Consider the following 26,276-nt stretch of genomic DNA (forward strand, 5'->3'; position numbering starts at 1 on the left):
TGGCGGCGCCAGAACTGAGCAGTTTTTAACCATGTCTGTGTTCACCCCCCTGGCTCGGCCCGAGCTGGAAACCTTTCTCGCCCCTTACGGGCTCGGCCGTCTGCTCGATTTCCAGGGGATCGCCGCCGGCAGCGAAAACACCAACTTCTTCATCAGCATGGAAAAGGGCGAGTTCGTCCTGACCCTGGTCGAGCGCGGCCCGGTGCAGGAAATGCCGTTCTTCATCGACCTGCTCGACGTCCTCCACGAAGCCGACCTGCCGGTACCCTACGCGCTGCGCACCACCGACGGCGTGGCCCTGCGCGAGCTGAAAGGCAAACCGGCGCTGCTGCAGCCACGTCTGGCCGGCAAGCACATCAAACAGGCCAACGCCCAGCATTGCGCGCAGGTCGGTGACTTGCAGGCGCACCTGCACCTGGCGACCCAGGGCGACAGCATGATCAAGCGCAAGACCGATCGTGGGCTGGACTGGATGCTGGAGGAGGGGACCGAGTTTCTCTCGCACCTGAGCGACGAGCCGCGTGCGCTGTTGCAAAAGGCGCTGGAAGAAATCACCCAGCACAAAGAGAAAATTCTCGCGCTGCCGCGGGCGAACATCCACGCCGACCTGTTCCGTGACAACGCGATGTTCGAAGGCACGCACCTGACCGGGCTGATCGACTTCTACAACGCCTGTTCCGGGCCGATGCTCTACGACGTGGCGATTGCCTTGAACGACTGGTGTTCGGACGATGACGGCCTGATTGACGGCCCTCGGGCGCGGGCCTTCCTGGGTGCCTACGCGGCACTGCGTCCGTTCACGGCGGCTGAGGCCGAACTTTGGCCGACCATGTTGCGCGTGGCGTGCGTGCGGTTCTGGCTGTCGCGGTTGATCGCGGCGGAATCGTTCGCCGGGCAGGACGTGCTGATTCACGATCCGAAAGAGTTCGAGCAGCGGTTGGCGCAGCGTCAGCAGGTCAGCACACCGCTGCCATTTGCCCTGTAAAAGAAAAAAACCGCAGCCTGTGCAGGCTGCGGTTTTTTTGTATCAGAGCGACTCCAGGCAACCCGCCAGGTCATTCCCCAGCTTCTCCAGCACTTGCTCATAACCCTGAGCCGTCGCCGGTGTATACCCGCCCAGTGCATCCAGCTCCGCCAGCTTCACCGGCAAGCCTGCCACCAGGGTTTCCGCCAGACGTGGGCGCAGCGGCGGCTCACTGAACACGCACGTTTTGCCTACTTGCTGCAAACGCGCGCGCATTGCCGCCACATGCTGAGCGCCCGGCTGCACTTCCGCGGCCACGCTGAATACGCCGGTGTGTTTCAGGCCGTAGGCGTCTTCGAAATAGTCGAACGCTTCGTGAAAGACGAAATAGGGTTTGCCTTCAACGCTGGCCAGACGTTTCTTCAGACGCTGATCCAGCGCATCGAGACGCTCGTCGAACGCCTTGGCGTTGCTCTGGTAGCGCTCGGCATTGGCCGGGTCGGCAGCGCTCAGGTCAGCGGCCATTTTGTCGGCAATAACCCGCGCGTTCACCGGCGATAGCCACAAATGCGCATCGAGAGTGCCGGGGCGGTGATCGTGATCATGCTCGTCGTCGTCTTCGGCGTGGGAGTGGCTGTCTTCGGCAAAGCGGCGCAACTTCATGCCCGGCAGGTCCTGCACTGCAACGCTCGGCAGCGTACGACCGTTCAGCACGCGAGGCAGGAAACCTTCCATGTCCGGGCCGATCCAGTACAAGAGATCCACCGATTGCACCTTGCGCACGTCGGAAGGGCGCAACGCATAGTTATGCGGCGAAGCCCCCGGTGGCAGCAACACTTCCGGAATCGCCACGCCGTCCTGCACCGCAGCGGCAATCAGTTGCAGCGGCTTGATGCTGGTGAGGACTCTGACTTCGGCCTGAGCCGAACCGATCAGCAGAAAACTGGCGACAAAGGCCACAAAAACAGAAAAAAGTCGGGACACGATGACCACTCAAGGAGGCGAGAACGGGTAACATAATAACGTCTCTAACCAAACTCGTCGCCGCTCATGCCTATTACCCCGATTGCCAGCCGTCCCCACGACCACTCTCATTGCGTCCACAGCGCCCTGTCCGAGGCCGATGCCTTGTGTGCACAGAAAGGCCTGCGCCTGACCGCATTGCGTCGGCGGGTGCTGGAACTGGTCTGGCAGAGCCACAAGCCGCTGGGTGCCTACGACATCCTCGCTGTGCTCAGCGAGCAGGACGGCCGCCGCGCAGCGCCGCCGACCGTGTACCGCGCGCTGGATTTCCTCCTGGAAAACGGTCTGGTACACCGCATTTCCTCGCTGAACGCCTTTGTCGGCTGTGTTCACCCCAAGCATTCGCACCAAGGCCAGTTCCTGATCTGCCGCGAATGCCACGCCGCCATCGAACTTGAGCAAAAAACCATCAGCGACGCCATCGTCCACAGCGCCAAGGACGTCGGCTTCATCGTCGAAGCCCAGACCGTCGAAGTGGTCGGCCTCTGCTCCGGTTGCCGGGGGGCTTGATGAGCGATGCGTTGATCCGTCTTGAGCAGGTGGCTGTCCGGTTTGCCGGGCAGAACGTGCTGGACAACATTCACCTGAGCGTCGAGCCGGGGCAGATCGTCACCCTGATCGGCCCCAACGGCGCCGGCAAGACCACGCTGGTACGCGCCGTCCTCGGCTTGCTGAAACCCGACAGCGGCAGTGTCTGGCGCAAGCCGAAACTGCGCGTCGGTTACATGCCGCAAAAGCTCCACGTCGATCCGACCCTGCCGCTGTCAGTCCTGCGCTTCCTGCGTCTGGTGCCGGGCGTTGACCGCCCGCGTGCGCTGGCGGCTCTCAAGGAGGTTGGGGCCGAGCATGTCATCGACAGCCCGGTGCAAAGCGTTTCCGGCGGTGAAATGCAGCGCGTTTTGCTGGCCCGGGCGCTGTTGCGCGAGCCGGAACTGCTGGTGCTCGACGAACCGGTGCAGGGTGTCGACGTCGCCGGGCAGGCCGAGCTGTACAGCCTGATCACCCGGCTGCGCGACCGCCACGGTTGCGGCGTGCTGATGGTGTCCCACGACCTGCATCTGGTAATGAGCACCACGGATCAGGTGGTGTGCCTCAACCGTCACGTCTGCTGCTCCGGGCATCCCGAGCAGGTCAGTGGCGATCCGGCTTTCGTCGAGCTGTTCGGCAACCACGCGCCGAGCCTCGCGGTCTATCACCACCATCACGACCACGCCCACGACCTGCACGGCTCGGTGGTCAAGGGGCCTGTAAAAGGCCAACCTCACGTTCACGGAGATAGCTGCAAGCATGGCTGATTTTCTGTTCTACGCCCTGCTTGCAGGTCTGGCGCTGGCGGTGGTCGCGGGGCCGCTGGGCTCGTTCGTGGTCTGGCGGCGCATGGCCTATTTCGGCGACACCCTGTCCCACGCCGCGCTGCTCGGCGTGGCGCTGGGTTTTCTGCTGGATGTCAGCCCGACCGTTGCGGTCACCGTGGGCTGCCTGCTGCTGGCGGTGCTGCTGGTGACCCTGCAACAGCGCCAGCCGCTGGCGTCCGACACGTTGCTGGGCATTCTTGCGCCGAGCACGCTCTCTCTCGGGCTGGTGGTACTAAGCTTCATGCATGAAGTGCGGATCGACCTGATGGCCTATCTGTTCGGCGACTTGCTGGCGATCAGCCCGACCGATCTGGCGTGGATCCTCGGCGGCAGCGCGGCGGTGCTGGTGTTGCTGGTGACGCTGTGGCGGCCGCTGCTGGCGATCACCGTGCACGAAGAACTGGCCCGGGTCGAAGGGCTTCCGGTTGCCGGATTGCGCATGGCGCTGATGCTGTTGATTGCGGTGGTGATCGCTGTGGCGATGAAAATCGTCGGTGTATTGCTGATTACGTCGCTGTTGATCATTCCGGCAGCTGCGGCACAACGTCACGCCCGTTCGCCGGAGCAGATGGCACTGGGCGCGAGCCTGCTGGGCATGCTCGCCGTGTGTGGCGGGCTGGCGCTGTCCTGGTTCAAGGACACCCCGGCCGGCCCGTCAATCGTTGTGACGGCGGCCGCACTGTTTCTGCTGAGTTTTGTTCTGCCCCGTCGAGGGGTGTAGACTTGCTCGTTTTTTGCGCAAATAGAGAGTCGCAGGAATGAAGCCGTTCGCCTCCCGTTATCTGCTCCTTGTCGCATTTTCAGTGCTGCTGGGCGCCTGCCAAAGCACGCCGCCGGTGGCCGAAGCCCCCGATGCGAGGGCCACGGCCATCGCACAGCTGGAGCAAAGCCTGGCCAGCAGCGAACTGGCCACTGCTGAAGACCAGTTGGCAGCCTTGCAGGCCGAAACGCCCAACGATCAATCCCTGGAGCAATACCAGCGCCAGTTGGCCGAAGCCTATCTGCGCCGCAGCCAGATCGTCCTGCAGAAGGGCGATGTGAATGCTGCCGCAACCGCTTTGGCCCGGGCTCGCGCGCTGATGCCCAAGGCCCCGGCGCTGACCGGTGGCGTCAACGGCGCCATCACCGAAGCGCGCAAGGCTGAGCTGGAAAAAGCCGAAGCAGCGCTCCTGGCCGCCGAGGCCAAGCCGAAAGCCAGGGTGATCGATCCGACTGCCGAGAGCACCACGGTTGCGTTGAACATCACCGATAGCCGCAAACTTCGCCGTCAACTCGATGCGATCGCCGCCGATGTGGTGAATTACGACTGTGCCGTGAGCATTCAGGCACCGCGTACCAATGATTATCCGTGGCTGGCGACATTGATCACCAAGCGTGTGAAGAAGCTCGATCCGGATTTCGATCTGCAGATCGAGAAGCAGATTCTGCGCACAGTCCCGGCACAGATGGTTCTGAGCCCGCGCAAACCATGAATTAACCGCAGCCTGCTTTTCGCAGGCTGCGTTTTTTTTTCAGGCCGGAATTGCCTTGGCCTTAGGCTCCCGATCCCAGACCCGATGCTGCCCGATCGCCGCAAAGAACGGCTTGGTCAGCGCCTTCACATCCTTGCCCTCGATCAACCCGGCATCCGCCTCCAGCTTCAGCACATCCAGCAACTGGTTGGCCTCGCCTTGCAGGGCAATCGCCTTCAGGTGCTTGTACGCCTCCAGCAGGTAATGCAATGCCACGCCGTCTCCGCTCAACGCCTTGACCGACGCCGCGCCGCCCGGCACGAACACCGCGTCAAACGCAACTGAAGGCAAACCTTCCATCGACGCATCCACCGCCAGGCTCTTGCCATCGGCCGTCTTCACTGGTGCCGAAGTCGGGCCGAGCAGTTTGGCGTGTGCACCTTCTGCCGCCAGAGCCTTCTTCATTACATCAATCGCGGCACCATCGACGCCGTTGGCGGCCAGAATCGCTACTTTTCGCGTCTTGATGTTCTCCGGCAACAGGTTGGCCTGACTCAGGGACGGTGAGTGGTCGAGAGATGTCTTGCGCATTTCGACCGTCCCTTTGGCTGGCGCCGGCAACCCAAGGTTGTGCGCCACGCGTTTGGCCAGTTCCAGGTCGATGTTGGCCAGAATCTCGTTCACTTCCCGGGCCCGGATGTGCTCCCGCTCGACCTTGCCCAGTTCGAAGCTGTAGGCCGAGATGATGTGTTCCTGCTCGTGCTTGCTCATGCTCTTGAAGAACAGTCGCGCCTGGGAGAAGTGATCGCTGAACGACTCGCTGCGCTGGCGGATCTTGTTGGCGTCGATGCGCTCCGCGTAGCTCTCGAACCCGCCGTCCTGCGCGGCTGGCGGGGTTTCTTTCGGCCAGCCGCCGTCGATGGAGTTCGGCTCGTAGGACGCACGGCCCTTGTCGATCACCGTACGGTGCTGGGCATCGCGCTGGCCGTTGTGGAAGGGCGCCACCGGACGATTGATCGGCAGTTCATGAAAGTTCGGCCCGCCGAGTCGGCTGATCTGCGTGTCGGTGTAGGAAAACAGCCGACCTTGCAGCAGCGGGTCATTGGAGAAGTCGATACCCGGCACGATATGGCCGGGGCAGAACGCGACCTGCTCGGTTTCGGCGAAGAAGTTGTCCGGGTTGCGGTTGAGGGTCATCTTGCCCAGCGGCGTGATCGGGACGATTTCTTCGGGAATCAGTTTGGTCGGGTCGAGGATGTCGAAATCGAAGTCGTGCTCGTTTTCCTCCTCGATGACCTGTACGCCAAGTTCCCATTCCGGGTAGTCCCCGGTCTCGATGGCCTCCCAGAGATCGCGCCGATGGTAGTCGGTGTCTTTACCGGCCAGCTTCTGCGCTTCGTCCCACACCAGCGAACAAGTGCCGGCGGTGGGGCGCCAGTGGAATTTGACGAAACGCGATTTGCCCTCGGCGTTGATCAGCCGGAAGGTGTGCACGCCGAAACCCTGCATGCTGCGCAGGCTTTTCGGGATGGCCCGGTCGGACATGGCCCAGATGACCATGTGTGCTGACTCCGGCACCAGCGACACGAAGTCCCAGAACGTGTCGTGGGCCGAACCGCCGGTGGGGATTTCGTTGTGTGGCTCAGGTTTCACGGCATGGACGAAGTCGGGAAACTTGATCGCGTCCTGAATGAAAAACACCGGCATGTTGTTGCCGACCAGATCGAAGTTGCCTTCATCGGTGAAGAACTTCACGGCAAAACCGCGCACGTCGCGCACGGTATCGCCGGAGCCCCGTGGCCCTTGCACCGTGGAAAAACGGACGAACACCGGTGTTTTCTTTTCCGGATCCCGCAGGAAACCGGCCTTGGTCAGCGCCGAATGATTCTCGTAGGTCTGAAAGAAACCATGGGCCCCGGTACCGCGAGCATGGACGATGCGCTCGGGAATCCGCTCATGGTCAAAGTGCGTGATTTTCTCACGCATGATGAAGTCCTCCAGCAGCGACGGCCCGCGCGGCCCGGCCTTCAAGGTGTTCTGGTTGTCAGCGACCTTCACGCCCTGATTGGTGCGCAGGGCCTGGCCGGTGGCGTCGGAACGGAATTTTTCCAGGCTGTCGAGCTTGGCGTTGGTATTGGCTCGATCCGGGGTGTCGGTGCCGGCCAGTTGGCTTTTGTCTGTGGCAGGTTTTTTCGTACTCATCAGTCATGAACTCCTGTCTGCCCCGGCGTTGCGCCGGGGCGCTCGAGTGGTTCCCGGGCACGGCACCCAGGGTTTTCAAGTCGCTTACCTAGTGACTGACGAGGGTTTTGGGCGTTCCTTTTTTATGACCTTTGATCCTGTTATTGCCAAATCGAAGGTTAATTGCGAAATAAATGCTAAGAACCTCTATACGGACAGGCTAAAATGCGCGCCCGGCTAACCGCTGATCCTTTTCCAACGCGCCCCACAAGGTTCGCTACGTGATCGAGTTTCAAAACGTCCATAAGACTTACCGCGTCGCCGGTAAGGACATCACCGCGCTGCATCCGACCAGTCTCTCCATCGAGAACGGTCAGGTGTTCGGCCTGATTGGCCATTCCGGCGCGGGAAAAAGTACCCTGCTGCGTCTGATCAATCGCCTGGAAGATTCCAGTGGCGGCAAGATCATCGTCGACGGCGAAGAAGTCACCGCGCTGGACGCCAATGGCCTGCGCCGTTTCCGTCAGCAGGTCGGGATGATCTTCCAGCACTTCAACCTGCTGGCGTCCAAGACCGTCGCCGATAACGTTGCGCTGCCGCTGACCCTGGCCGGTGAACTGTCCCGCGCCGAGATCGACCAGCGTGTGGCCGAATTGCTGGCGCGGGTCGGGCTGTCCGATCACGCGAAGAAGTATCCGGCACAGTTGTCCGGTGGCCAGAAGCAGCGCGTCGGCATCGCCCGCGCCCTGGCGACCAAGCCGAAAATCCTGCTGTGCGACGAAGCCACCAGCGCCCTCGATCCGCAGACCACCGCTTCGGTGCTGCAACTGCTGGCCGAGATCAACCGCGAGCTGAAACTGACCATCGTGCTGATCACCCATGAGATGGACGTGATCCGCCGTGTCTGCGACCAGGTGGCGGTGATGGACGCCGGCGTGATCGTCGAACAGGGTTCGGTGGCCGAGGTGTTCCTGCATCCGAAGCATCCGACCACCAAGCGTTTCGTGCAGGAAGACGAGCAGATCGATGAAAGCGAGCAGCGCGATGACTTCGCTCACGTGCCGGGCCGCATCGTGCGTCTGACCTTCCAGGGCGAAGCGACCTACGCGCCGCTGCTGGGTACCGTCGCCCGGGAAACCGGCGTGGACTACAGCATCCTGGCCGGTCGCATCGACCGCATCAAAGACATTCCTTACGGGCAATTGACCCTCGCCGTCACCGGTGGCGACATGGAAGCGGCCTTTGCCCGCTTCACCGCCGCTGACGTTCACATGGAGGTGTTGCGCTAATGGCAGACCTGATGAGTTTCTTCACCAATATCGACTGGTACGAAATCTGGCTGGCCACCGGCGACACCATGATGATGCTCGGCGGTTCGCTGCTGTTCACCGTGTTGCTCGGCCTGCCGCTGGGCGTGTTGCTGTTCCTGTGCAGCCCGCGTCAGTTGCTTGAAGCAAAAGGCGTATATGCGCTGCTGTCGCTGGTGGTGAACATCCTGCGCTCGTTGCCGTTCATCATTCTGTTGATCGTGATGATCCCGTTCACCGTGCTGATCACCGGCACCTCGCTGGGCGTGGCCGGTGCGATTCCGCCGCTGGTGGTAGGTGCAACGCCGTTCTTCGCGCGTCTGGTGGAGACCGCCCTGCGTGAGGTGGATCGCGGGATCATCGAAGCGACCCAGTCGATGGGCGCGACCACTCGCCAGATCATCATGAACGCGTTGCTGCCGGAAGCCCGTCCGGGCATTTTCGCAGCGATTACGGTGACGGCGATTACACTGGTTTCCTACACGGCCATGGCCGGTGTGGTCGGCGCCGGTGGTCTGGGTGACCTGGCGATCCGTTTCGGTTACCAGCGTTTCCAGACCGACGTGATGATCGTCACCGTGGTGTTGCTGCTGATTCTGGTGCAAGTGCTGCAAATGGTCGGCGACCGACTGGTCGTGCATTTCTCGCGCAAATAACCCGGTTTGGTAATCAAAAAATGAGCCGGCCATTCGCTGGCAGGTGCCACACGGGCACCTCAAAAGGAGTTAGCTGAATGAAAAAACTGATCGCTGCTTTCGCTGCCGTAGCCGCTTTTTCGGCTCACGCTGAAACCCTGACCGTTGCTGCCACTCCGGTGCCGCACGCGGAAATCCTCGAATTCGTGAAGCCGGCACTGGCCAAGGAAGGCGTGGATCTGAAGGTCAAGGTCTTCACCGACTACATCCAGCCGAACGTGCAGGTGGCCGAGAAGCGTCTGGACGCCAACTTCTTCCAGCACCAGCCGTACCTCGATGAGTTCAACAAGGCCAAGGGCACCAGCCTGGTTGCCGTGACCGGTGTGCACCTGGAGCCGCTGGGCGCCTACTCCAGCAAGATCAAGAAAATCGAAGACCTGCCAGGCGGCGCCAACGTGGTGATCCCGAACGACGCCACCAACGGCGGCCGTGCGCTGTTGCTGCTGGCCAAGGCTGGCGTGATCACCCTGAAGGATCCGACCAACATCCTGTCGACCGTCAAGGACATCGCCCAGAACCCGAAAGACCTGAAGATCCGTGAACTGGAAGCCGCGACCATCCCGCGCGTGCTGACCCAGGTCGACCTGGCGCTGATCAACACCAACTACGCGCTGGAAGCCAAGCTGGATCCGTCCAAGGACGCGCTGGTCATCGAAGGCAACGATTCGCCGTACGTGAACATCCTGGTGTCCCGCGCGGACAACAAGGACAGCGACGCCATGCAGAAACTGGCCGCTGCCCTGCACAGCCCGGAAGTGAAGAAATTCATTACCGAGAAGTACAAAGGTGCGGTGTTGCCGGCGTTCTGATTCGGACGCTGCAACGAAAAAGGGGACGCCAATGGCGTCCCCTTTTTTGTGCGTTCAGCGTTTACTTGCGGTTCAACATCACCGGCAACTGCGCCACCAGCTTGGCGTTGGTCAACGGCGCGCGAATAAACCCGCGCTGCGTCCCATCAGGCCCGATCACCGCCAGATTTCCGCTGTGATCCACCGTGTAATTCGGCTTGCTGGTATCCGCCGGAATGAACGGAATGCTCACCGCGTTCGCCACCTTCTGCAGTTCCTCGATCGACTTCGGCGTCAGGCCGATGAACTGCGGGTCGAAGTAGCCCAGGTACTGCTTCAGCTGCGCAGGGTTGTCGCGGTTCGGGTCGACGCTGACCAGTACGATCTGCAGTTTATCCACCGCATCCTTCGGCAGTTCGCTCTTGATCTGGCGCAGCTGGGCGAGGGTGGTCGGGCAGATGTCCGGGCAGAAGGTGTAGCCGAAGAACAGCAGGCTCCACTTGCCCTTGAGCTCGTTGACCGTGACCGGTTGGCCGTCCTGATTGGTCATCGTCACGTCCGGCAGGTTGCGGCTCTGCGGCAGCAGGATGATGCCGGCGTCGATCAGCGCGGTCGGGTCGCCCTGGCCCTTGCCGCTCAGCACTTTGTTGACGGTCAGGCCGAGGATCAGCGCGATCACGGCCACGAGGATGAAGACGGTTTTCTGGGTTCGAGTCATAGGTTCAACAGTAAGTAGTGGTCTACGAGCAGGGCGATGAACAGCAGAAACAGGTACCAGATAGAGTACTTGAAGGTGTTGATCGCCGCGTGCGGCCGAGTGCCACGGTACAGCACCACGGCCCATTGCAGAAACCTCGCGCCCAGCCCGAGGGCGCAAATCAGGTACAGCGCGCCGCTCATGTGGATCACGTAGGGCAACAGACTGACCGCCAGCAGGGCGAAGGTGTACAGCAGAATGTGCACCTTGGTGTAGTGCTCGCCGTGGGTGACCGGCAGCATCGGGATGTCGGCCTTGGCGTATTCCTCCTTGCGGTGAATCGCCAGCGCCCAGAAGTGCGGCGGGGTCCAGGCGAAGATGATCAGCACCAGCAGCAAAGGTTCCGCACCGATATGGCCGGTGGCGGCGGTCCAGCCGAGCAGCGGCGGTGCGGCGCCGGCGAGGCCGCCGATGACGATGTTCTGCGGTGTCGCGCGTTTGAGGAAACCGGTGTAGATCACCGCGTAGCCGAGCAGCGAGGCCAGGGTCAGCCAAGCGGTCAGCGGGTTGGTGAAGGTCAGCAGCAACGCCTGGCCGAGCAGCGCCAGCACCAGCGCAAAGGTCAGCGCCGCCGTGGGCGAAACCCGGCCCTCGGCCAATGGCCGTTTATGGGTGCGCGCCATGACCGCATCGATGCGCCGGTCCACCACGTGATTGACCGCCGCCGCACCTCCGGCACACAGCGCGATCCCCAGGTTGCCGAACACCAGCACTGTCCATGGCACCCCGGCGCGGGTCGCGAGGAACATGCCGACCAGCGAAGTGATGAGCATCAGCACCACGACTTTCGGTTTGGTCAGCTCAAGATAGTCTCGCCACAACGCCTGTGCGTGACGCTCGCCGATCAGAATCGCCATGGCGTCTCTCCTTTTAGGGTGATGGGCGCCGCCGAGGGTTTACGCGGGCTCAGGCGCCAGCGTGCGAGCATCGGTTGCTTGACCCTGACCAGACTGGTCCGCGCGTGATAGTTGACCAGCACCATGGTCAGCAGCAGCGCTGCGCCGCCGGCGTTGTGCGCCACGGCCACCGGCAGCGGCAGATGAAACAGCACGTTGCTGATACCGAGGGTGATCTGCGCGCCGAGCGCAACCAGCACCAGCCCGGCCAGTCGCGTCATGCCCACCCCTTTCAATTGCCACGCCAGACCGAGCAGGACAATCGTCACCAGCAGGGCGCCGATGCGGTGGGTCAGGTGAATCGCCGTGCGTGCGTCGCTGTCGAGTTGCCCGCCGAGGTAGTTGGGGCCGATGTGCTGGGTCAGGTGAAAGCCGTTGGCGAAATCCGCCGGCGGCAGCCATTGGCCGTGGCAGGTCGGGAAGTCGATGCAGGCCACCGCCGCATAGTTGGAACTGACCCAGCCACCGAGAGCGATCTGGCCGATCACCAGCAGCAATCCGGCGGTGGCCCAATATTGCAGGCGCTTGGGCACGGTCAGCGCCGGCAGCACGCCGGACAGCCTCAGCGTCAGCAGAAACAGCAGGCTCAAGGTCGCGAAGCCACCGAGCAAATGCCCGGTCACCACTTGCGGCCAGAGCTTGAGCGTCACCGTCCACATGCCGAACGCGGCCTGGGCGAACACCACCGCCAGCAGAAACAGCGGCAGTTTCAGCGGTTGCCCCGGATGACGGCGGTTAACCCACGCGCGACCAGCCAGAATCGAGATCAGCATGCCGAGGGTGCCGGCGAAGTAGCGGTGGATCATCTCGTTCCAGCCTTTGTGCGCCTCCACCGGTGAGTCCGGGTAATGCAGTTCGGCATGGGCCAGTTGGGCTTCGCTCTTCGGCACGCTGATGAACCCGTAGCAGCCGGGCCAGTCCGGACAGCCGAGGCCGGCGTGGGTCAGGCGGGTATAGGCGCCGAGCAGCACCACGATCAGTGCCAGCAGGGTGGCAAACAGCGCGAGGCGAAATCCAGGTTTGGCCATGACGATGCCCTTATCCGATGTTCGACAGTTTCAGCAGGTGACGCAGGTCGTTGAGCAGATCCTTGCCCTTCACACTCGGGTCGTAGCGCAGCACGAGATTGCCGTGGGGGTCGATGATCCACAGCTGTGGCGTGGCTTTGTCGCCCGTCGCTTTGCTGAATGCGGCGGCGTCCAGCGGATAGCGTTGCAGTTGCGGATATTCGCGAGTGAGTTTGGCTTCGTAGTCGGCGCTCAACGGTTGTGCGGCGGCGAGGGCGTGGCTGGCGCGGCCGGCATCGCGGCCGAGGCCGATCTGGATCTGCCGCGCCAGGTACACCAGCTGCTGGCAGTCCACCGCGCAGTCTTTCGGCGCGGTCACCAGCATCTGCCAGCGTTCTTCGTCAGCTGTCACGCCGAGGTCGGCGCGGCTCTGACCGTTGCCGATCAGTTCGCCGTGATAACTGCGTCCTTCCGGCACCCAGAACTGCAATTTGTACATGCCGGTGGCGAGGATCATCGGGCCGATCACGCCGAGCAGGATCAACAGCAGTTGAATGCGCCCGCGGCGGCGACCGGCCGGGGCCTTTGCTTCAGACATGCTGGGTGGATTCATGGCCGCTCCCATGGTGTTTCTCCTTCGCGTTGTGCAATCCGAGGTAGATGTAGAGACCGAACAGGGCGGTGGCCATGGCGAACCACTGCACGGCGTAGCCGAGGTGTTTTTCCGGGCCCATGGCGACTACCGGCCAGTCGGCCTGGTAGCTGGCGGGACCGGGTTCAGCGCGCAATTCATAGGCGAAGCCGTCGCGCTCGAGGGTTTTCCACAATTTGGCCGGTTCGACGGCGGTGACGGTTTGCGGCCAGGTGCTGCTGACCGGGTCGGCGTGCAGCTGGAAGGTCGCGCCGGGGGCGACATACACCCAGGCATCAACATTCACGGCCTCGGCCGGTGTGTTGAATTGCGGGGTTACGCGCCGGTCCGGCCACGGCAGCCAGCCGCGATTGACCAGCAGCCACAAGCCGGTGCGCTGATCCTGAAACGGTTGCAGCAATTCGACGCCGACCTTGCCGTCCCGCTGCCGGTTGTCCAGCAGCAGGCTGTGCGCCGCATCGAACTGGCCGTGCAGATGCACCCGGCGAAAGGCCGGATCGGCACTGTGCAGCAACTCGGTGCTGGCCATCGGCTCGGCAGCGCGGCGTTCGGCGTAACTGGCGAGCAGGGCGGTTTTCTCCGCGCCCCGGCCCAGCTGCCAGAAGCCCAGCGAAATCAGCAGCGGCAGCAGCAAGGCGACCACCAGCGTCGGCACGACGCCCGGCCGGAAGCGCTTCATGGCCGCGCCAGAAAAGCAGTGAATGCGACCGCTATACTTGAATGCATCGCCTGTACCCCCGGAGTCTTCCCATGCTCAAAGCAGCTATCGTCCTGATGCTGATTGCCACGGTGATCAGCCTGTTCAGCGGCCTGTTTTTCCTGGTCAAGGACGACAGCAGTTCAAATCGCCTGGTCATCGCCTTGAGTGTTCGGGTGGCATTGGCCGCTTGCACCGTCGGCTTGATTGCCTGGGGTTTCTACAGCGGCCAACTGGTGTCGCATGCGCCTTGGTAGCTCTGTCCTTCAGAGCACATAAACGAAGATGAACAAGCCGATCCACACCACATCGACGAAGTGCCAGTACCAGCTCGCGGCTTCGAAGCCGAACTGGTGCTCGTTGTCGAAGTGGCCCTTCATGATGCGCATCAGCATCACGAACAGGATGATCGTGCCGATGGTCACGTGGGCACCGTGGAACCCGGTGAGCATGAAGAACGTCGCGCCGTAGATCCCCGAACCGAGGGTCAGGCCCAGCTCGTGATAGGCGTGCATGTACTCCTCGGCCTGCAAGGCGAGGAAGCCGCAACCCAGCAGCACGGTAATCGCCAGCCAGATTTTCAGCGCCCCGCGATGGCCTTTCTTCAGCGCGTGGTGGGCGATGGTGATGGTCACGCTGGAACTCACCAGCAGGATGGTGTTGACCAGCGGCAGGCCCCAGGGGCTGATGACTTCCTTGGGTGGCGGGAACAGTTTCGGGTCGGGCGTGTGCAGCAGCGGCCAGGTGAACTGGAAGTTCGGCCAGAGCATGTGCGCAATGCCTTTGGTGCCTTCGCCGCCCAGCGCCGGGCCGGAAATGTGCCGCACGTAGAACAGCGCGCCGAAGAAGGCGATGAAGAACATCACCTCGGAGAAGATGAACCAGCTCATGCCCCAGCGGAACGAGCGATCCAGCTGCGGACTGTACAACCCCGCGCGGCTTTCCTTGATCACCGCGCCGAACCAGCCGAACAGCATGTACGCCAGCAACAGCCCACCGACGAAGAAGATGTACGGGCCGTGGGATTCCGGGCGTGCAGCCTTCAGATCGTTGAACCAGGTGGCCAGTCCGTAGACGGTGATGACCATGCCGAAGGTGGCGATGATCGGCCACTTGCTCTGGGCCGGGACGTAATAGTGCTCATGAGTTGCCATTTATTGTTCTCCTTATCGGGCACGCTTAACCGCCAGTGTTTGCAGCCACCGGAGGATGTCGGGCGGTGATATCGAACAGCGTGTAGGACAGCGTCAGGTGCTTCACGTCCTTGGGCATGTCGCGGTCAACGATGAAGCGCACCGGCATCTCGATCTGCTGACCGGGCTGCAGCACCTGCTGGGTAAAACAAAAGCATTCGGTCTTGTGGAAATACGCCGCCGCTTCGCTCGGTGCGATGCTCGGTACGGCCTGGGCGCTCATCGGCTTGTCGGTGGGATTGCGGGCGATGAAAATCATCTCGTTCACCGCCCCGGGATTGGCTGTCAGTTCGTCATGCTTGGGATAAAACTCCCACGGCATGTCGATATTGTTGGTCGACAGGAACTGCACCCGCACCTGTCGCGAGTTATCCACAACCTGCTCGCCCTCGTACTGCCCGGCAGTCTTGCCGTTGATGCCGAACGCCTTGCACATCACGTCGTAGATCGGCACCAGGGCAAAACCGAAGACAAACATCGCCACCACCACGCTCAACAGTCGGGTCACCAGTTTCTTCAGCGAAATCGAGTCAGCCATGAGTCATGCCTCTCCCGAGAGCCCTTGTGGGAGCGAGCCTGCTCGCGATGCAGGCGCTACGATTCTGCAGGCAGACCGCGTCATCGTTCATCGCGAGCAGGCTCGCTCCCACATAGGGTTGGGTGTTCATTTCACTTCCGGCGGCGTAGTGAAGGTGTGATACGGCGCCGGCGACGGCACGCTCCACTCCAGGCCTTCGGCGCCATCCCACGGTTTGGCCGGTGCCGGCTCCCCGCCACGGATGGTCTTGATCACGATGAACAGGAAGAAAATCTGCGTGGCGCCGAACATGAACGCGCCGATCGACGAGACCATGTTGAAGTCGGCGAACTGCAGGTTGTAGTCCGGAATCCGCCGTGGCATCCCCGCCAGTCCCACGAAGTGCATCGGGAAGAAGGTCAGGTTCATGCCGACGAAGGACAGCCAGAAATGCAGCTTGCCCAGGGTTTCGTCGTACATGTGGCCGGTCCATTTCGGCAGCCAGTAATACGCCGAGGCGAAGATCCCGAAGATCGCCCCCGGCACCAGCACGTAGTGGAAGTGCGCGACCACGAAGTAGGTGTCCTGGTACTGGAAGTCTGCCGGGGCGATAGCCAGCATCAGCCCGGAGAAACCGCCGATGGAGAACAGGATCACGAACGCCACGGCAAACAGCATCGGCGTCTCAAAGGTCAGCGAGCCTTGCCACATGGTGCTGGCCCAGTTGAACACCTTCACCCCGGTCGGCACCGCGATGAGCATCGTCGCGTACATGAAGAACAACTCGCCCACCAGCGGAATACCCACCACGAACATGTGGTGCGCCCAGACGATGAATGACAGGAACGCGATGCTCGCCGTGGCGTAGACCATCGAGGTGTAGCCGAACAGCGGCTTGCGCGAGAAGGTCGGGATGATCTGGCTGACGGCACCGAAGGCCGGCAGGATCATGATGTACACCTCGGGGTGGCCGAAGAACCAGAACACATGCTGGAACAGCACCGGGTCACCGCCACCGGCGGCACTGAAGAAACTGGTGCCGAAGTGGATGTCCATCAGCATCATCGTCACGCACCCGGCCAGCACCGGCATCACCGCGATCAGCAGAAACGCGGTGATCAGCCAGGTCCAGACGAACAACGGCATTTTCATCAACGTCATGCCGGGGGCACGCAGGTTGAGGATGGTGGCGATCACGTTGATCGCGCCCATGATCGAACTGATCCCCATCAAGTGGATGGCGAAGATGAAGTAGGTCACGCTTTCCGGCGCATAGGTGGTGGACAGCGGCGCATAGAACGTCCAGCCGAAGTTCGGCCCGCCACCGGGGGTGAACAGGGTCGACACCAGTAACAGGAACGCCGCCGGCAGCAGCCAGAAGCTGAAGTTGTTCATCCGTGGCAGGGCCATGTCCGGCGCGCCGATCATCAACGGGATCATCCAGTTGGCAAGGCCGACGAACGCCGGCATCACCGCACCGAACACCATCACCAGACCGTGCATGGTGGTCATCTGGTTGAAGAACGCCGGTTCGACGATCTGCAGGCCGGGCTGGAACAGCTCGGCGCGGATCACCATGGCGAACGAGCCGCCGAGCAGGAACATGCAGAACGCGAACCACAGGTACAGCGTGCCGATGTCCTTGTGGTTGGTGGTCAGCACCCAGCGCATCAGGCCTTTGGCGGGGCCGTGGGCGTGGTCGGCATGACCGTGGTCATCGATGACAGCGCTCATGGCCGGTCTCCTTCAAGTGAGTGGACTTGGCAGGCCGGGGCGCCTTGCCCCGGCCGGTTCACGAAGTACGCAATAGACCGGCTCATTTGCTTTCCGCCTGTTTCAGCTCCAGCACTTCTTTTGGCGTGACCATGTCGCCCTTGTTGTTGCCCCAGGCGTTACGTTCGTAGGTCACGACCGCTGCGATGTCGACTTCCGAGAGTTGCTTGCCGAACGCCGCCATGGCGGTGCCCGGTTTACCGAAGTACACGCGATGCAGGTGATCGGCTTTCGGCCCGGTGGCAATCGGCGAGCCCTTGAGCGCCGGGAACATCGGCGGCAGGCCCTGGCCTTCGGCCTGGTGACAGGCCACGCAGGTGGTGTGGTAGATCTTGTCGCCGCGTTCCTTGAGCTCGTCGAGGGTCCATTCCTTGCTGGTCAGCTCCTTGAGTTGCGCAGCCTCGGCCTTGCGGTCGGCCAGCCATTTTTCGTAGTCGGCCTTTTCCTTGACGTCGACCACGATCGGCATGAAGCCGTGATCCTTGCCGCACAGCTCGGCGCACTGGCCACGGTAGATGCCGGGCTTGTCGATGCGCGTCCAGGCTTCGTTGACGAATCCGGGGATCGCATCGCGCTTGACCGCGAAGGCCGGTACCCACCAGGAGTGGATCACGTCGGCGGAAGTAACGAGGAAGCGCACCTTGGCGCCGATCGGCAGCACCAATGGCTTGTCGACCTCGAGCAGGTAATGCTCGCCCTTGGCTTCCTTGTTGTGGATCTGTTCGGCGGGGGTGGCCAGGTTGCTGAAGAACTCGACGTCCTGGCCCAGGTATTTGTAGTGCCATTTCCACTGGTAGCCGGTGATCTGGATATCGATATCCGGCTCACTGGTGTCGTACATGCGGATCAGGGTGGCGGTCGCCGGAACGGCCATTGCCACCAGGATCAGCAGCGGGACGACGGTCCAGAGAATCTCGACGGTGGTGCTTTCGTGGAATTTTGCGGCGACCTGCCCGGTAGAACGGCGGTGCACCATCATCGACCAGAACATGGCGCCGAAGACGATGATCCCGATCACCACACAGATCCAGAAAATGGTCATGTGCAGGTCGAATACTGCGTGACTGATTTCAGTCGCTCCAGGCGCCATATTCACAGTCCAGGCGGCGTTGGCCTGGCTGAAAATCGACCACAACAGGAGGCCCATCCAGACGTGTGGATGTCGCATCATTGCGGGTTCCCCTTATCGTTCTTGTTATCCCGCCGGCTTTCGCCTGCGGCAAGGGAGCGGCTGCATCAGACTACGAACTTGAATCGCCGGGCCTTGCTGCGGGTGCAGTCGGGCGTCATCAGCTAACTCCATTCAATGGCGAGTATAGACAGCGGCGGAAAAATGCAATGTGCGCACGTAAATCGAATGAAACAGCTGGCACTTGCGTTCCAGGGCACGAATGGAGAAGGATGCAGACGAGTGGTGGCAAACCGATATAACGCAGGTGTATCAAGGATGAAATAATTATGACAAATGCGTCTTAGCATTTTTCGTAAGCCAGCTAAGTTATGTCTTCCCTATTTCATTGCCTTGTTTCCTGGAGTTTTCATGAACACCGCCGCATTGCGCGAGCAGATCCACATAGCCCGACAACACGAGATCGAAACCGGAAAGCTGACCCGTCAGCTCGAAAATCAACTGCAACACCTGCACCCGGCCATCCAGTTGCCGGAAACCGACGCCAACGGCGTGCTGACGCGTTTTGTCGCCGCCTACATCGATGAAGTGCCAGACCTGCTGGATGCAGCCAATGAAGTCGCCAGGGAAGCGGGAATCGAGTCACAGATCAAACCGGTGCTGAAAATCGCCGAACAGTACTTTCTCCAGCCGCCGGTCGGCCTGGACAGTCTGCTGGACGAGGCCTATCTGGCCCACCGCTTTGTCGAAGAGGTCAACGACCTGTACATCAAGCATTTCGGCCAGCCACTGATCCCCCTGGACATGACGGTCGCCAATCTGATTGCTCACCAGTTGCTCGGTGAGGAATTTGCCAATCAACTCGATGAAGTGGTGCACCACGCGGTGGACAGCATGCTCGACGACGATAGCTTTGCGCTGGAGTCGGTGGAAGCCTACCGCGAAAAACTCAGCAGCCCGGACACCGGTGCAGCGTGGAAACGCTGGCCGTGCATGAGCCGCCGTCTGGGCGTGGGCCTGGAACTGGATCAGCCTGCGGCTTGATCTCGGCGCAAACGTTTGGGGGAACAGATCGCTCTGTTCCCCCAGGTTTTTTCAGCCTGCCGCACCGATGCCGGTAGTGGTACGGATTCTCCCCTCAAGCCTGCGTTTCAGTCCGCGCGACTCGATCAACAGCTTCGAACCCTTGGCCGCATTGGCCCGGCCCCACTCCTCCAGCAGTTCCAGACAGGAATGGTCGATGTAGCTCAGGTTGTTGAGCGGCACATGCACCGTCGTGCCCGGCGGAATGCTGCCCAGCACCTGCGTCAGTGCCGGCACCTTGAGGAATGTCGCCGCGCCCACCAGACGCAACTCCATTTCCCCCTCCTGCGGCAGGTCGATCAGGCTGATCTTCAGCCGTGAAGCCTTGAACGCCAGTTTCACCAGGGTCAAACCGAAACCGATCAACACACCGGTCAACAGGTCAGTGAAAATAATCGCCAGCGCTGTCGCGGCGTAGGTGAACATCGGCATCCGGCCATAACGGCCCAAGCCACGAAACGCCTTGAGATCCACCAGTTTGAAGCCGGTGTAAACCAGCACCCCGGCCAGGCTCGCCACCGGAATGCTTTGCAGCAGACTCGACAGCAACAGCACGAAGGCCAGCAGCCACAGGCCATGGAAAATCGTCGAGTAGCGCGTGGTCGCACCGGCCTGGACGTTGGCCGAACTGCGCACGATCACCCCGGTCATCGGCAACGCGCCGACCAGCCCGCAGAGCATGTTGCCGACCCCTTGCGCCGACAGTTCGCGGTCGAAGTCCGAACGCGGGCCGCTGTGCATGCGATCCACCGCCGCGGCGGACAGCAGGGTTTCGGCGCTGGCGATGAACGCCACGGCAAACGCGGCGATCAGCAGGGTCGGGTCGGCCAGGCTCAGCAGATCCGTCGGCTTCAGCCAGTCGATGGCTTCGGCCAGATTCGCCGGTACTTCAACCCGTTTGACCTGCAATGCCAACAGCAGACTGGCGCCGGTCGCCAAGCCGACACCGAGCAGCGCACCGGGAATGAAACGCAGCGAGTGCGGGCGGAATTTCTCCCACAGCCACATCACGGCGATGGTCGACAGCCCGAGCAACCCGGCCTGCCAGCCAAAGGACGGCAAGGCCTGCGCCACTGCGCCGGGGAACGCTGTCAGGTTGTCCAGCCCGGAGGGTTTCGGCGCGGCATCCAGCATTACGTGCACTTGCGAGAGCACGATCAGTACGCCGATCCCGGCGAGCATCCCGTAGACCACCGCTGGCGCCGTGACCCGGAACCAGCAACCGAGCTTCAGTCGCCCGGCCACCAGTTGCAGAAAACCCGCCAGCAGCAGGATCGGCCCGAGCATCTCGATCCCGTGCTGGCGCACCAGCTCGAACACCAGTACCGCCAGCCCCGCCGCCGGCCCGCTGACCTGCAACGGCGACCCCGCCAGCCAACCCACCACCAGACCACCGATGATCCCGGTAATCAGGCCTTTGGCCGGCGGCAGCCCTGAAGCAATCGCAATGCCCATGCACAGTGGCAGGGCGACCAGAAACACAACCACCGAAGCCAGCAGCTCCCGTGGCAACACCGCTTTCAATTGAGCCGTACGCATGATGACTCTCCCGAAGTTTTCTTCAGGCGTGGCGAAGCCGGGTCGCTTGAACAGCGACCGGCATCAGGCCACACGGATTTTTAGGAGGATTCAGAAGCGCGCTTTGGGCGTCGCCACCGGAATCGGATGGCTGCCGTCGAGCGGCCGGAAGCGTCCCTGATCCGCGTCGTAAGCTTTGATTTCACTGGTTTCGATGTTGTAGACCCAGCCATGGATGAACAGATGACCGTTCGCCATGCGCGAGGCTACCGAAGGATGGGTACGCAAGTGCTGCAGTTGGGCAATGACGTTTTCCTCGGTGAGGATCGGCATGCTCTCTTTTTCGTCGGTGCAGTTGCAGTTGTCATGCACCATGGTTTTCGCGACTTCGGCGTGGCGCAGCCAGGCCTTGACCGTCGGCATCTTTTCCAGGCTGCCCGGATTGAGTACCGCGCGCATGGCGCCGCAATCGGAGTGGCCGCAAATGATGATGTGTTGCACGCCAAGGGCCAGTACCGCGTATTCGATGGCGGTGGAAACGCCGCCGTTCATCTGGCCGTAGGGGGGAACCACGTTGCCGACGTTACGGGTCACGAACAGATCGCCGGGAGAGCTCTGGGTGATCAGTTCGGGAACGATGCGCGAGTCGGCGCAGGTGATGAACATCGCCCGTGGCGACTGGGCCGTGGCGAGTTTCTTGAAGAGTTCTTCCTGTTGTGGAAAGACCTCATGATGAAAATGCAAAAAGCCGTCAACGATATGTCGCAGTGCTGCATCGGCGGAAACCGCCCCGGGGACGGCTTGCGCCGACGCAGCCAACGGCTGTTTATCCTTGTCACTCATGATTCATCCTCTTTGGCGGATTCGGGGAGTCATTCCCGTGTATTCCGGTATGAAGCCAGTGGCTGTTTAAAACATCCGGGCCGTCCTGACCCATCAGTCACTCGATGAACACGGTAACCGCCGAAACTTAACTCAAACTGAATGAAACGCTCTAGAACGTGTGTTCCAGGTCACAAAAAACGTGACTGGGGTGAACCGGGCCGGTAATTCCCTCCTTAAATCAGCGCCATCTGGCGACCCGGCGGGCAAAAGGCTGTGCAGTCGAGATTGAAACCTTCGCGGTGATTGAGTCCCAGGCGTTTCAACGCCTTGGCGAAGCGCTGCGCGAGCAGGTCGGCGAACGGCCCTTCACCGCGCATCCGGGCGCCAAAACGGCTGTCGTACAGTTCGCCGCCACGGCTCTGGCGGATCAGGCTCAACACATGGGCGGCGCGCTGCGGGTAATGCGCCTCGAGCCATTCCTCGAACAACGGCGCCACTTCCAGCGGCAGGCGCAACATCATGTACGCGGCGCTCTGGGCGCCGGCGGCGTGGGCTTCGGTCAGCAGGCTTTCGATTTCGCTGTCGTTGATCATCGGAATCATCGGCGAGCACAGCACGCCGACCGGAATCCCCGCCTCGCGCATCACCCGGATCGCCCGCAACCGGGCCTTGGGCGCGGCGGCCCGGGGTTCGAGGATGCGTTTGAGTTCATCGTCCAGGGTGGTCAGGCTGATCATCACCGCCACCAGCCGTTGCTGCGCCAGTTCGGTAAGCAGGTCGAGGTCGCGCAGGATCAGCGAGCCCTTGGTGACGATGGTCACCGGATGTCGATAACGCAGCAGCACTTCGAGGGTCTGGCGGGTGATTCTGTGTTCGCGTTCGATCGGTTGATACGGGTCGGTATTGGAGCCCAGATTGATCGGTGCACATTGATAGCCTTTCTTGCCAAGCTGTTCCTCCAGCACCTGGGCGGCGTTGGTCTTGGCGATCAGCTTCGTTTCGAAATCCAGCCCCGGCGACATGTCCCAATAGGCGTGGCTCGGTCGTGCGTAGCAATAGATGCAGCCATGCTCGCAGCCGCGATAGGGGTTGATCGAGCGGTCGAAGGGCAGGTCCGGCGAGGTGTTGCGGGTGATGATGGTTTTCGCCGTCTCGAAACTGACTTCGGTGCCCTGGGTCAGCGGCACTTCCTGAAACCAGCCGTCGTCCTCGGCCACCGAACGACTCGGCGCGAAGCGGTTGTGCGGATTGGTGGCGGTGCCGCGGCCGCGTGGGGGAAGAGGGGTAGACATGGCAGCGCCTCGATACTGTTTGCATATACAGTATCGAGGCGCCGTGCATCTGGCTAGTGCCGTCGGGCGTCTGGTCAGTTGTGTGGCGTGACTTGGCCGAGGTCGTCGCTGGAGGTGTGCTTCATGTCCTCCTCGCGCAACTCCGCAACATCAGCAGCCTTGACCGGCGCGCCCTTGTTACCCCAACTTCCACGAATAAAACTCACCACATCTGCGACTTCCTGATCCGACAGTCGCCAGGCGAAACCCGGCATGGTGAAAGTGGACGGTGCCGTATGCGTCGCGGGCAATGTGCCGCCCTTGAGCACGATGTGAATCAGCGACGTCGGGTCGTCCGATTGCAGCACCGGATTGCCCGCCAGCGCCGGGAACACCCGGGTGTAGCCGTGGCCGTCAGTACGATGGCAGGCCGCGCAGTTGTCGATGTACACCGACGCACCGCGGTGACTGTCATCACCATTCCACAACGCCTTGGCGGCTTTCTCGTCGTACTGATGCGGCTGGTCGGCAGGATCGTTGGCCGGCAGCGATTTCAGGTAACGCGCGATCGCGGTCAGGTCAGCGTCGGTCATGTACTGCATGCTGTGGGTGACCACGTCGCTCATGCCGCCGAACACCGCGCTGCGGTCGCTGCGGCCGGTCTTGAGGAACTGCACCAGTTGCTCTTCGCTCCAGCTGCCGAGGCCGTCCTTGTGGTCGCCGCGCAGGCTCTTGGCGATCCAGCCTTCCAGCGGCGCGCTGCCTGACAGAAAACTGCTGCTTTCGGCCGCGCTCAGGGATTTTTCCTGCATGGTCAGGGCCCGTGGCGTATGGCAGGCGCCGCAATGTCCGAGGCCCTCCACCAGATACGCCCCACGACTGATGACGGCATCGTCCGACGCGGGTTTGTAGTCCTCGACCTTCGGCGCGAACAGCCAGCGCCAGCCCATCAACGGCCAGCGCATGCTCAATGGCCACGGGATGTCGCTGGCCTTGTTCTCCTGTGCCACCGGTTCAACGCCGTGCATGAAGTAGGCATACAGCGCCTGCATGTCATCCTGACTGACGCGGGCGTAGGACGGGTACGGCATCGCCGGGTACAACGTACTACCGTTTTTGGCGACGCCATGACGCACGGCCTGGTCGAACTCCTCGAAGCTGTAGCCGCCCAGCCCGGTTTTGTCCGGGGTGATGTTGGTCGAGTAGATCGTGCCGATCGGGGTCTCCATCGGCAGACCGCCGGCAAACGGCTTGCCGTCCTTGGCCGTGTGGCAAGCCACGCAGTCGCCGGCGCGGGCGAGGTATTCACCTTTCTTGATCAAGGATTGATCAACTTCGGCGCTGTGAGCGGTCACGCTGCCAAGCAGCGCCAGGGTCGCGATAACGAGAGTCTTCATGGTCATCGCTCCTTAAGCCTGAACCAGCGGGCCGGGGTTTTTCAGGTATTGCTCGCGGATCGCTTTCGCCGACCAGTAGGTCAGTGCCGCAACCAGCCCGGTCGGGTTGTAACCGAGACCCTGCGGGAATGCCGACGCACCCGGAACGAACACGTTGTGCACGTCCCAGCTCTGCAAGTAGCGATTCAGCGCGCTGGTCTTCGGATCGGTGCCCATGATCGCGCCACCGTTGAGGTGGGTAGTCTGGTACGACGCCGTGTTGAAATGTTCGCCGACTTTCTTGCCAAGCACGGCAATGGCTTTCGGGCCCATGGCTTGTGCGACCTTGCCCATTTTTTCGACCATGAAGCGGTTCATCTTGATGTCGTTTTCCTGCCAGTCGAACGTCATCCGCAGCAGCGGCAGGCCGTAGGCATCGCGGTACACCGGGTCCAGATCGAGGTAGTTGCCACGGTAGGACTGATGCGCACCGTGAGCGTCCATCGACACCTGGTGGGTGTAGTAATCGGCGGTCGCGCGTTTCCAGTCACTGCCCCAGGCCGGCGTGCCCGGAGGGTTGGAGGTCCCGGCAATCGGTCGGCTGCCGGCCTGGTTGACCCACATCGGCGAGCCACCGACGAAGCCGTGCGGCCCGTGGTCGAAGTTGTCCGCGTTGAAGTCGTCCAGCGCCACGCCGTTGCCGCCGGCGCCGATGAAGTTGTTGGTGTGGGTGTCCTTGTCGAAGAACGCCTTGATGGTCGCCATGTTCTGGTAGGCGAAGTTACGCCCGACCACGCCTTCACCACTGATCGGGTCATACGGCTTGCCGATGCCGGAGAGCAGCATCAGCCGCACGTTGTGCAACTGGAACGCACCGAGAATCACCAGATCCGCCGGTTGCTCGATCTCCCGGCCCTGGCCGTCGATGTAGGTGACGCCGGTGGCTTTGGTTTTTGTGCTGTCGAGGTTGACCCGCAGGACGTGGGCGTTAGGCCGCAGTTCGAAATTCGGCAGCGGCTTCAAGGCCGGAAGAATGTTCACGTTCGGCGAGGCCTTGGAATACATGTAGCAAACGTAGCCGCTGCAGAAACCGCAGAAGTTGCACGGGCCCATCTGTGCGCCGTAGGGGTTGGTGTACGGCCCCGAAGTATTCGCGGAAGGCAGGTTGTAGGGTTTGTAACCGACCTCTGTGGCCGCTTTGCCGAACAGCTGTGCGGAAACCGTGTTCTTCTGCGCTTCCAGCGGGAACGGGTTCGAACGATCCGGCGCGTACGGGTTGCCGCCCTTGCCTTGGCCGACCAGTTGGCCTTTCACGGTCCAGGCCTGGCCGGAGGTACCGAAGACTTTTTCGGCGAAATCAAAGAACGGTTCCAGCTCTTCATAGCTGACGCCGAAGTCCTGGATGGTCATGTCCTTGGGGATGAAGCTTTTGCCGTATCGCTCTTCGTAGTGGCTGCGCATGCGCAACTCGATCGGATCGACCCGAAAGTGCACGCCCGACCAGTGCAGGCCGGCGCCGCCGACGCCGTTGCCCGGCAGGAACGCGCCCAACTGGCGGTTCGGCAGGGCGATGTCGTTGACGCTGTGGCGGATGGTGACGGTTTCTTTGGAGATGTCCTGGAAGAGTTTTTTCCGCACGCTGTAGGTGAGTTCGTCGATCACCTGGGGATAGTTGCCGTCAGGGTAGGTGTCCTGCATCGGCCCGCGCTCCAGCGCCAGCACGTTGAGGCCAGCCTCGGTCAGCTCCTTGGCCATGATTGCGCCTGTCCAGCCGAAACCGACGATCACCGCGTCGACCTTCTTCATTACCGTTGCCAT

Annotated in this window: 26 protein-coding genes; 10 read left to right on the forward strand and 16 right to left on the reverse strand. The window is 61.8% G+C overall.

The annotated features are described in order from the left end of the window. Positions 1 to 31: 31 nt before the first annotated feature. A complete protein-coding gene (locus DXT77_RS27665) occupies positions 32 to 985 on the forward strand; it encodes a homoserine kinase (protein ID WP_119429923.1) in 954 nt (317 codons plus the stop codon). A 42-nt stretch (positions 986 to 1,027) separates the two neighbouring features. On the opposite strand, the gene DXT77_RS27670 is transcribed toward DXT77_RS27665, so the two are convergent. Then, positions 1,028 to 1,948: a zinc ABC transporter substrate-binding protein gene (locus tag DXT77_RS27670; protein WP_178083501.1), complete on the reverse strand. Its 921-nt coding sequence runs from the start codon at positions 1,946 to 1,948 to the stop codon at positions 1,028 to 1,030. Between the two features lie 66 nt (positions 1,949 to 2,014). On the opposite strand from DXT77_RS27670, the gene zur reads away from it, so the two are divergent. Genes zur through DXT77_RS27690 form a run of 4 tightly spaced genes read left to right on the forward strand, consistent with a single transcriptional unit; the run spans position 2,015 to position 4,814 of the window. Next, positions 2,015 to 2,497 carry a zinc uptake transcriptional repressor Zur gene (gene zur / locus DXT77_RS27675; protein ID WP_011331783.1) on the forward strand — a complete coding sequence of 161 codons (483 nt, stop codon included), beginning with the start codon at positions 2,015 to 2,017 and terminating at the stop codon, positions 2,495 to 2,497. Next, positions 2,497 to 3,282 (forward strand): zinc ABC transporter ATP-binding protein ZnuC, encoded by a 786-nt coding sequence (gene znuC, locus DXT77_RS27680; RefSeq protein WP_065260667.1) that lies wholly within the window; start codon positions 2,497 to 2,499, stop codon positions 3,280 to 3,282. Before zur ends, znuC begins: the two co-directional genes overlap by 1 nt. Next, positions 3,275 to 4,063: a zinc ABC transporter permease subunit ZnuB gene (gene znuB, locus DXT77_RS27685; RefSeq protein WP_065260666.1), complete on the forward strand. Its 789-nt coding sequence runs from the start codon at positions 3,275 to 3,277 to the stop codon at positions 4,061 to 4,063. Before znuC ends, znuB begins: the two co-directional genes overlap by 8 nt. Positions 4,064 to 4,100: 37 nt before the next feature. Beyond that, the gene (locus DXT77_RS27690; RefSeq protein ID WP_119429925.1) at positions 4,101 to 4,814 is read left to right on the forward strand and encodes a PA5502 family lipoprotein; all 714 of its coding nucleotides are present in this window, start codon (positions 4,101 to 4,103) and stop codon (positions 4,812 to 4,814) included. A gap of 39 nt (positions 4,815 to 4,853) precedes the next feature. Here DXT77_RS27690 and katE read toward each other — a convergent pair whose 3' ends face one another. Beyond that, positions 4,854 to 6,995: a catalase HPII gene (gene katE / locus DXT77_RS27695; RefSeq protein WP_119429926.1), complete on the reverse strand. Its 2,142-nt coding sequence runs from the start codon at positions 6,993 to 6,995 to the stop codon at positions 4,854 to 4,856. Between the two features lie 260 nt (positions 6,996 to 7,255). Between katE and DXT77_RS27700 the strand changes: the two genes are divergently transcribed. The 3 genes from DXT77_RS27700 (at position 7,256) to DXT77_RS27710 (ending at position 9,785) form a co-directional block, all read left to right on the forward strand. Then, positions 7,256 to 8,263, forward strand: a complete 1,008-nt coding sequence (locus DXT77_RS27700) for a methionine ABC transporter ATP-binding protein (RefSeq protein WP_085713036.1) — start codon at positions 7,256 to 7,258, stop codon at positions 8,261 to 8,263. Next, on the forward strand, positions 8,263 to 8,937 hold the full coding sequence (locus DXT77_RS27705) for a methionine ABC transporter permease (RefSeq protein ID WP_065260662.1): 675 nt from the start codon (positions 8,263 to 8,265) through the stop codon (positions 8,935 to 8,937). The genes DXT77_RS27700 and DXT77_RS27705 overlap by 1 nt, the downstream gene beginning before the upstream one ends. 77 nt (positions 8,938 to 9,014) lie before the next feature. Further along, positions 9,015 to 9,785 carry a MetQ/NlpA family ABC transporter substrate-binding protein gene (locus DXT77_RS27710; RefSeq protein WP_119429927.1) on the forward strand — a complete coding sequence of 257 codons (771 nt, stop codon included), beginning with the start codon at positions 9,015 to 9,017 and terminating at the stop codon, positions 9,783 to 9,785. Positions 9,786 to 9,846: 61 nt separating this feature from the next. Here DXT77_RS27710 and DXT77_RS27715 read toward each other — a convergent pair whose 3' ends face one another. The 5 genes from DXT77_RS27715 to DXT77_RS27735 are packed head-to-tail and all read right to left on the reverse strand — an operon-like array spanning position 9,847 to position 13,755. Further along, positions 9,847 to 10,482: an SCO family protein gene (locus DXT77_RS27715; protein ID WP_119429928.1), complete on the reverse strand. Its 636-nt coding sequence runs from the start codon at positions 10,480 to 10,482 to the stop codon at positions 9,847 to 9,849. Then, positions 10,479 to 11,378 carry a heme o synthase gene (gene cyoE / locus DXT77_RS27720; protein ID WP_085713033.1) on the reverse strand — a complete coding sequence of 300 codons (900 nt, stop codon included), beginning with the start codon at positions 11,376 to 11,378 and terminating at the stop codon, positions 10,479 to 10,481. The genes DXT77_RS27715 and cyoE overlap by 4 nt, the downstream gene beginning before the upstream one ends. Further along, the gene (locus DXT77_RS27725; protein ID WP_119429929.1) at positions 11,366 to 12,445 is read right to left on the reverse strand and encodes a heme A synthase; all 1,080 of its coding nucleotides are present in this window, start codon (positions 12,443 to 12,445) and stop codon (positions 11,366 to 11,368) included. Before DXT77_RS27725 ends, cyoE begins: the two co-directional genes overlap by 13 nt. Before the next feature lie 10 nt (positions 12,446 to 12,455). Beyond that, positions 12,456 to 13,049, reverse strand: a complete 594-nt coding sequence (locus tag DXT77_RS27730; protein WP_119429930.1) for a hypothetical protein — start codon at positions 13,047 to 13,049, stop codon at positions 12,456 to 12,458. Continuing rightward, entirely contained in the window at positions 13,015 to 13,755 is a 741-nt protein-coding gene (locus DXT77_RS27735) for an SURF1 family protein (protein ID WP_119429931.1), read from the reverse strand. Before DXT77_RS27735 ends, DXT77_RS27730 begins: the two co-directional genes overlap by 35 nt. A 71-nt stretch (positions 13,756 to 13,826) precedes the next feature. On the opposite strand from DXT77_RS27735, the gene DXT77_RS27740 reads away from it, so the two are divergent. Beyond that, positions 13,827 to 14,030, forward strand: a complete 204-nt coding sequence (locus tag DXT77_RS27740; RefSeq protein ID WP_065260656.1) for a twin transmembrane helix small protein — start codon at positions 13,827 to 13,829, stop codon at positions 14,028 to 14,030. Positions 14,031 to 14,039: 9 nt separating this feature from the next. On the opposite strand, the gene DXT77_RS27745 is transcribed toward DXT77_RS27740, so the two are convergent. The 4 genes from DXT77_RS27745 to coxB form a co-directional block, all read right to left on the reverse strand. Beyond that, positions 14,040 to 14,927, reverse strand: coding sequence for a cytochrome c oxidase subunit 3 (locus DXT77_RS27745; RefSeq protein WP_085713030.1), 888 nt, complete (start codon positions 14,925 to 14,927; stop codon positions 14,040 to 14,042). Between the two features lie 25 nt (positions 14,928 to 14,952). Beyond that, positions 14,953 to 15,504: a cytochrome c oxidase assembly protein gene (locus tag DXT77_RS27750; RefSeq protein WP_119429932.1), complete on the reverse strand. Its 552-nt coding sequence runs from the start codon at positions 15,502 to 15,504 to the stop codon at positions 14,953 to 14,955. A 126-nt stretch (positions 15,505 to 15,630) separates the two neighbouring features. Continuing rightward, the gene (gene ctaD / locus DXT77_RS27755) at positions 15,631 to 17,217 is read right to left on the reverse strand and encodes a cytochrome c oxidase subunit I (protein ID WP_114880897.1); all 1,587 of its coding nucleotides are present in this window, start codon (positions 17,215 to 17,217) and stop codon (positions 15,631 to 15,633) included. A gap of 82 nt (positions 17,218 to 17,299) precedes the next feature. Continuing rightward, the gene (coxB, locus tag DXT77_RS27760; RefSeq protein WP_085713027.1) at positions 17,300 to 18,427 is read right to left on the reverse strand and encodes a cytochrome c oxidase subunit II; all 1,128 of its coding nucleotides are present in this window, start codon (positions 18,425 to 18,427) and stop codon (positions 17,300 to 17,302) included. Between the two features lie 369 nt (positions 18,428 to 18,796). Here coxB and DXT77_RS27765 point away from each other — a divergent pair, with 369 nt between their 5' ends. After that, positions 18,797 to 19,429, forward strand: coding sequence for a hypothetical protein (locus tag DXT77_RS27765; RefSeq protein WP_065260651.1), 633 nt, complete (start codon positions 18,797 to 18,799; stop codon positions 19,427 to 19,429). Positions 19,430 to 19,480: 51 nt separating this feature from the next. On the opposite strand, the gene DXT77_RS27770 is transcribed toward DXT77_RS27765, so the two are convergent. The 5 genes from DXT77_RS27770 to DXT77_RS27790 form a co-directional block, all read right to left on the reverse strand. After that, complete coding sequence (locus DXT77_RS27770; RefSeq protein ID WP_119429933.1) at positions 19,481 to 21,007, reverse strand: SulP family inorganic anion transporter; 1,527 nt, start codon at positions 21,005 to 21,007, stop codon at positions 19,481 to 19,483. Positions 21,008 to 21,097: 90 nt separating this feature from the next. Beyond that, complete coding sequence (locus DXT77_RS27775) at positions 21,098 to 21,829, reverse strand: carbonic anhydrase (protein ID WP_119429934.1); 732 nt, start codon at positions 21,827 to 21,829, stop codon at positions 21,098 to 21,100. Positions 21,830 to 22,044: 215 nt separating this feature from the next. Beyond that, positions 22,045 to 23,103 carry a PA0069 family radical SAM protein gene (locus DXT77_RS27780; RefSeq protein ID WP_119429935.1) on the reverse strand — a complete coding sequence of 353 codons (1,059 nt, stop codon included), beginning with the start codon at positions 23,101 to 23,103 and terminating at the stop codon, positions 22,045 to 22,047. Between the two features lie 74 nt (positions 23,104 to 23,177). Further along, positions 23,178 to 24,479 (reverse strand): cytochrome c, encoded by a 1,302-nt coding sequence (locus DXT77_RS27785; protein WP_119429936.1) that lies wholly within the window; start codon positions 24,477 to 24,479, stop codon positions 23,178 to 23,180. Between the two features lie 12 nt (positions 24,480 to 24,491). Then, positions 24,492 to 26,276 (reverse strand): GMC family oxidoreductase, encoded by a 1,785-nt coding sequence (locus DXT77_RS27790; protein ID WP_119429937.1) that lies wholly within the window; start codon positions 26,274 to 26,276, stop codon positions 24,492 to 24,494.

The sequence above is a fragment of the Pseudomonas sp. 91RF genome, from assembly GCF_003576265.1.
Classification (GTDB): Bacteria; Pseudomonadota; Gammaproteobacteria; order Pseudomonadales; family Pseudomonadaceae; genus Aquipseudomonas; species Aquipseudomonas kribbensis.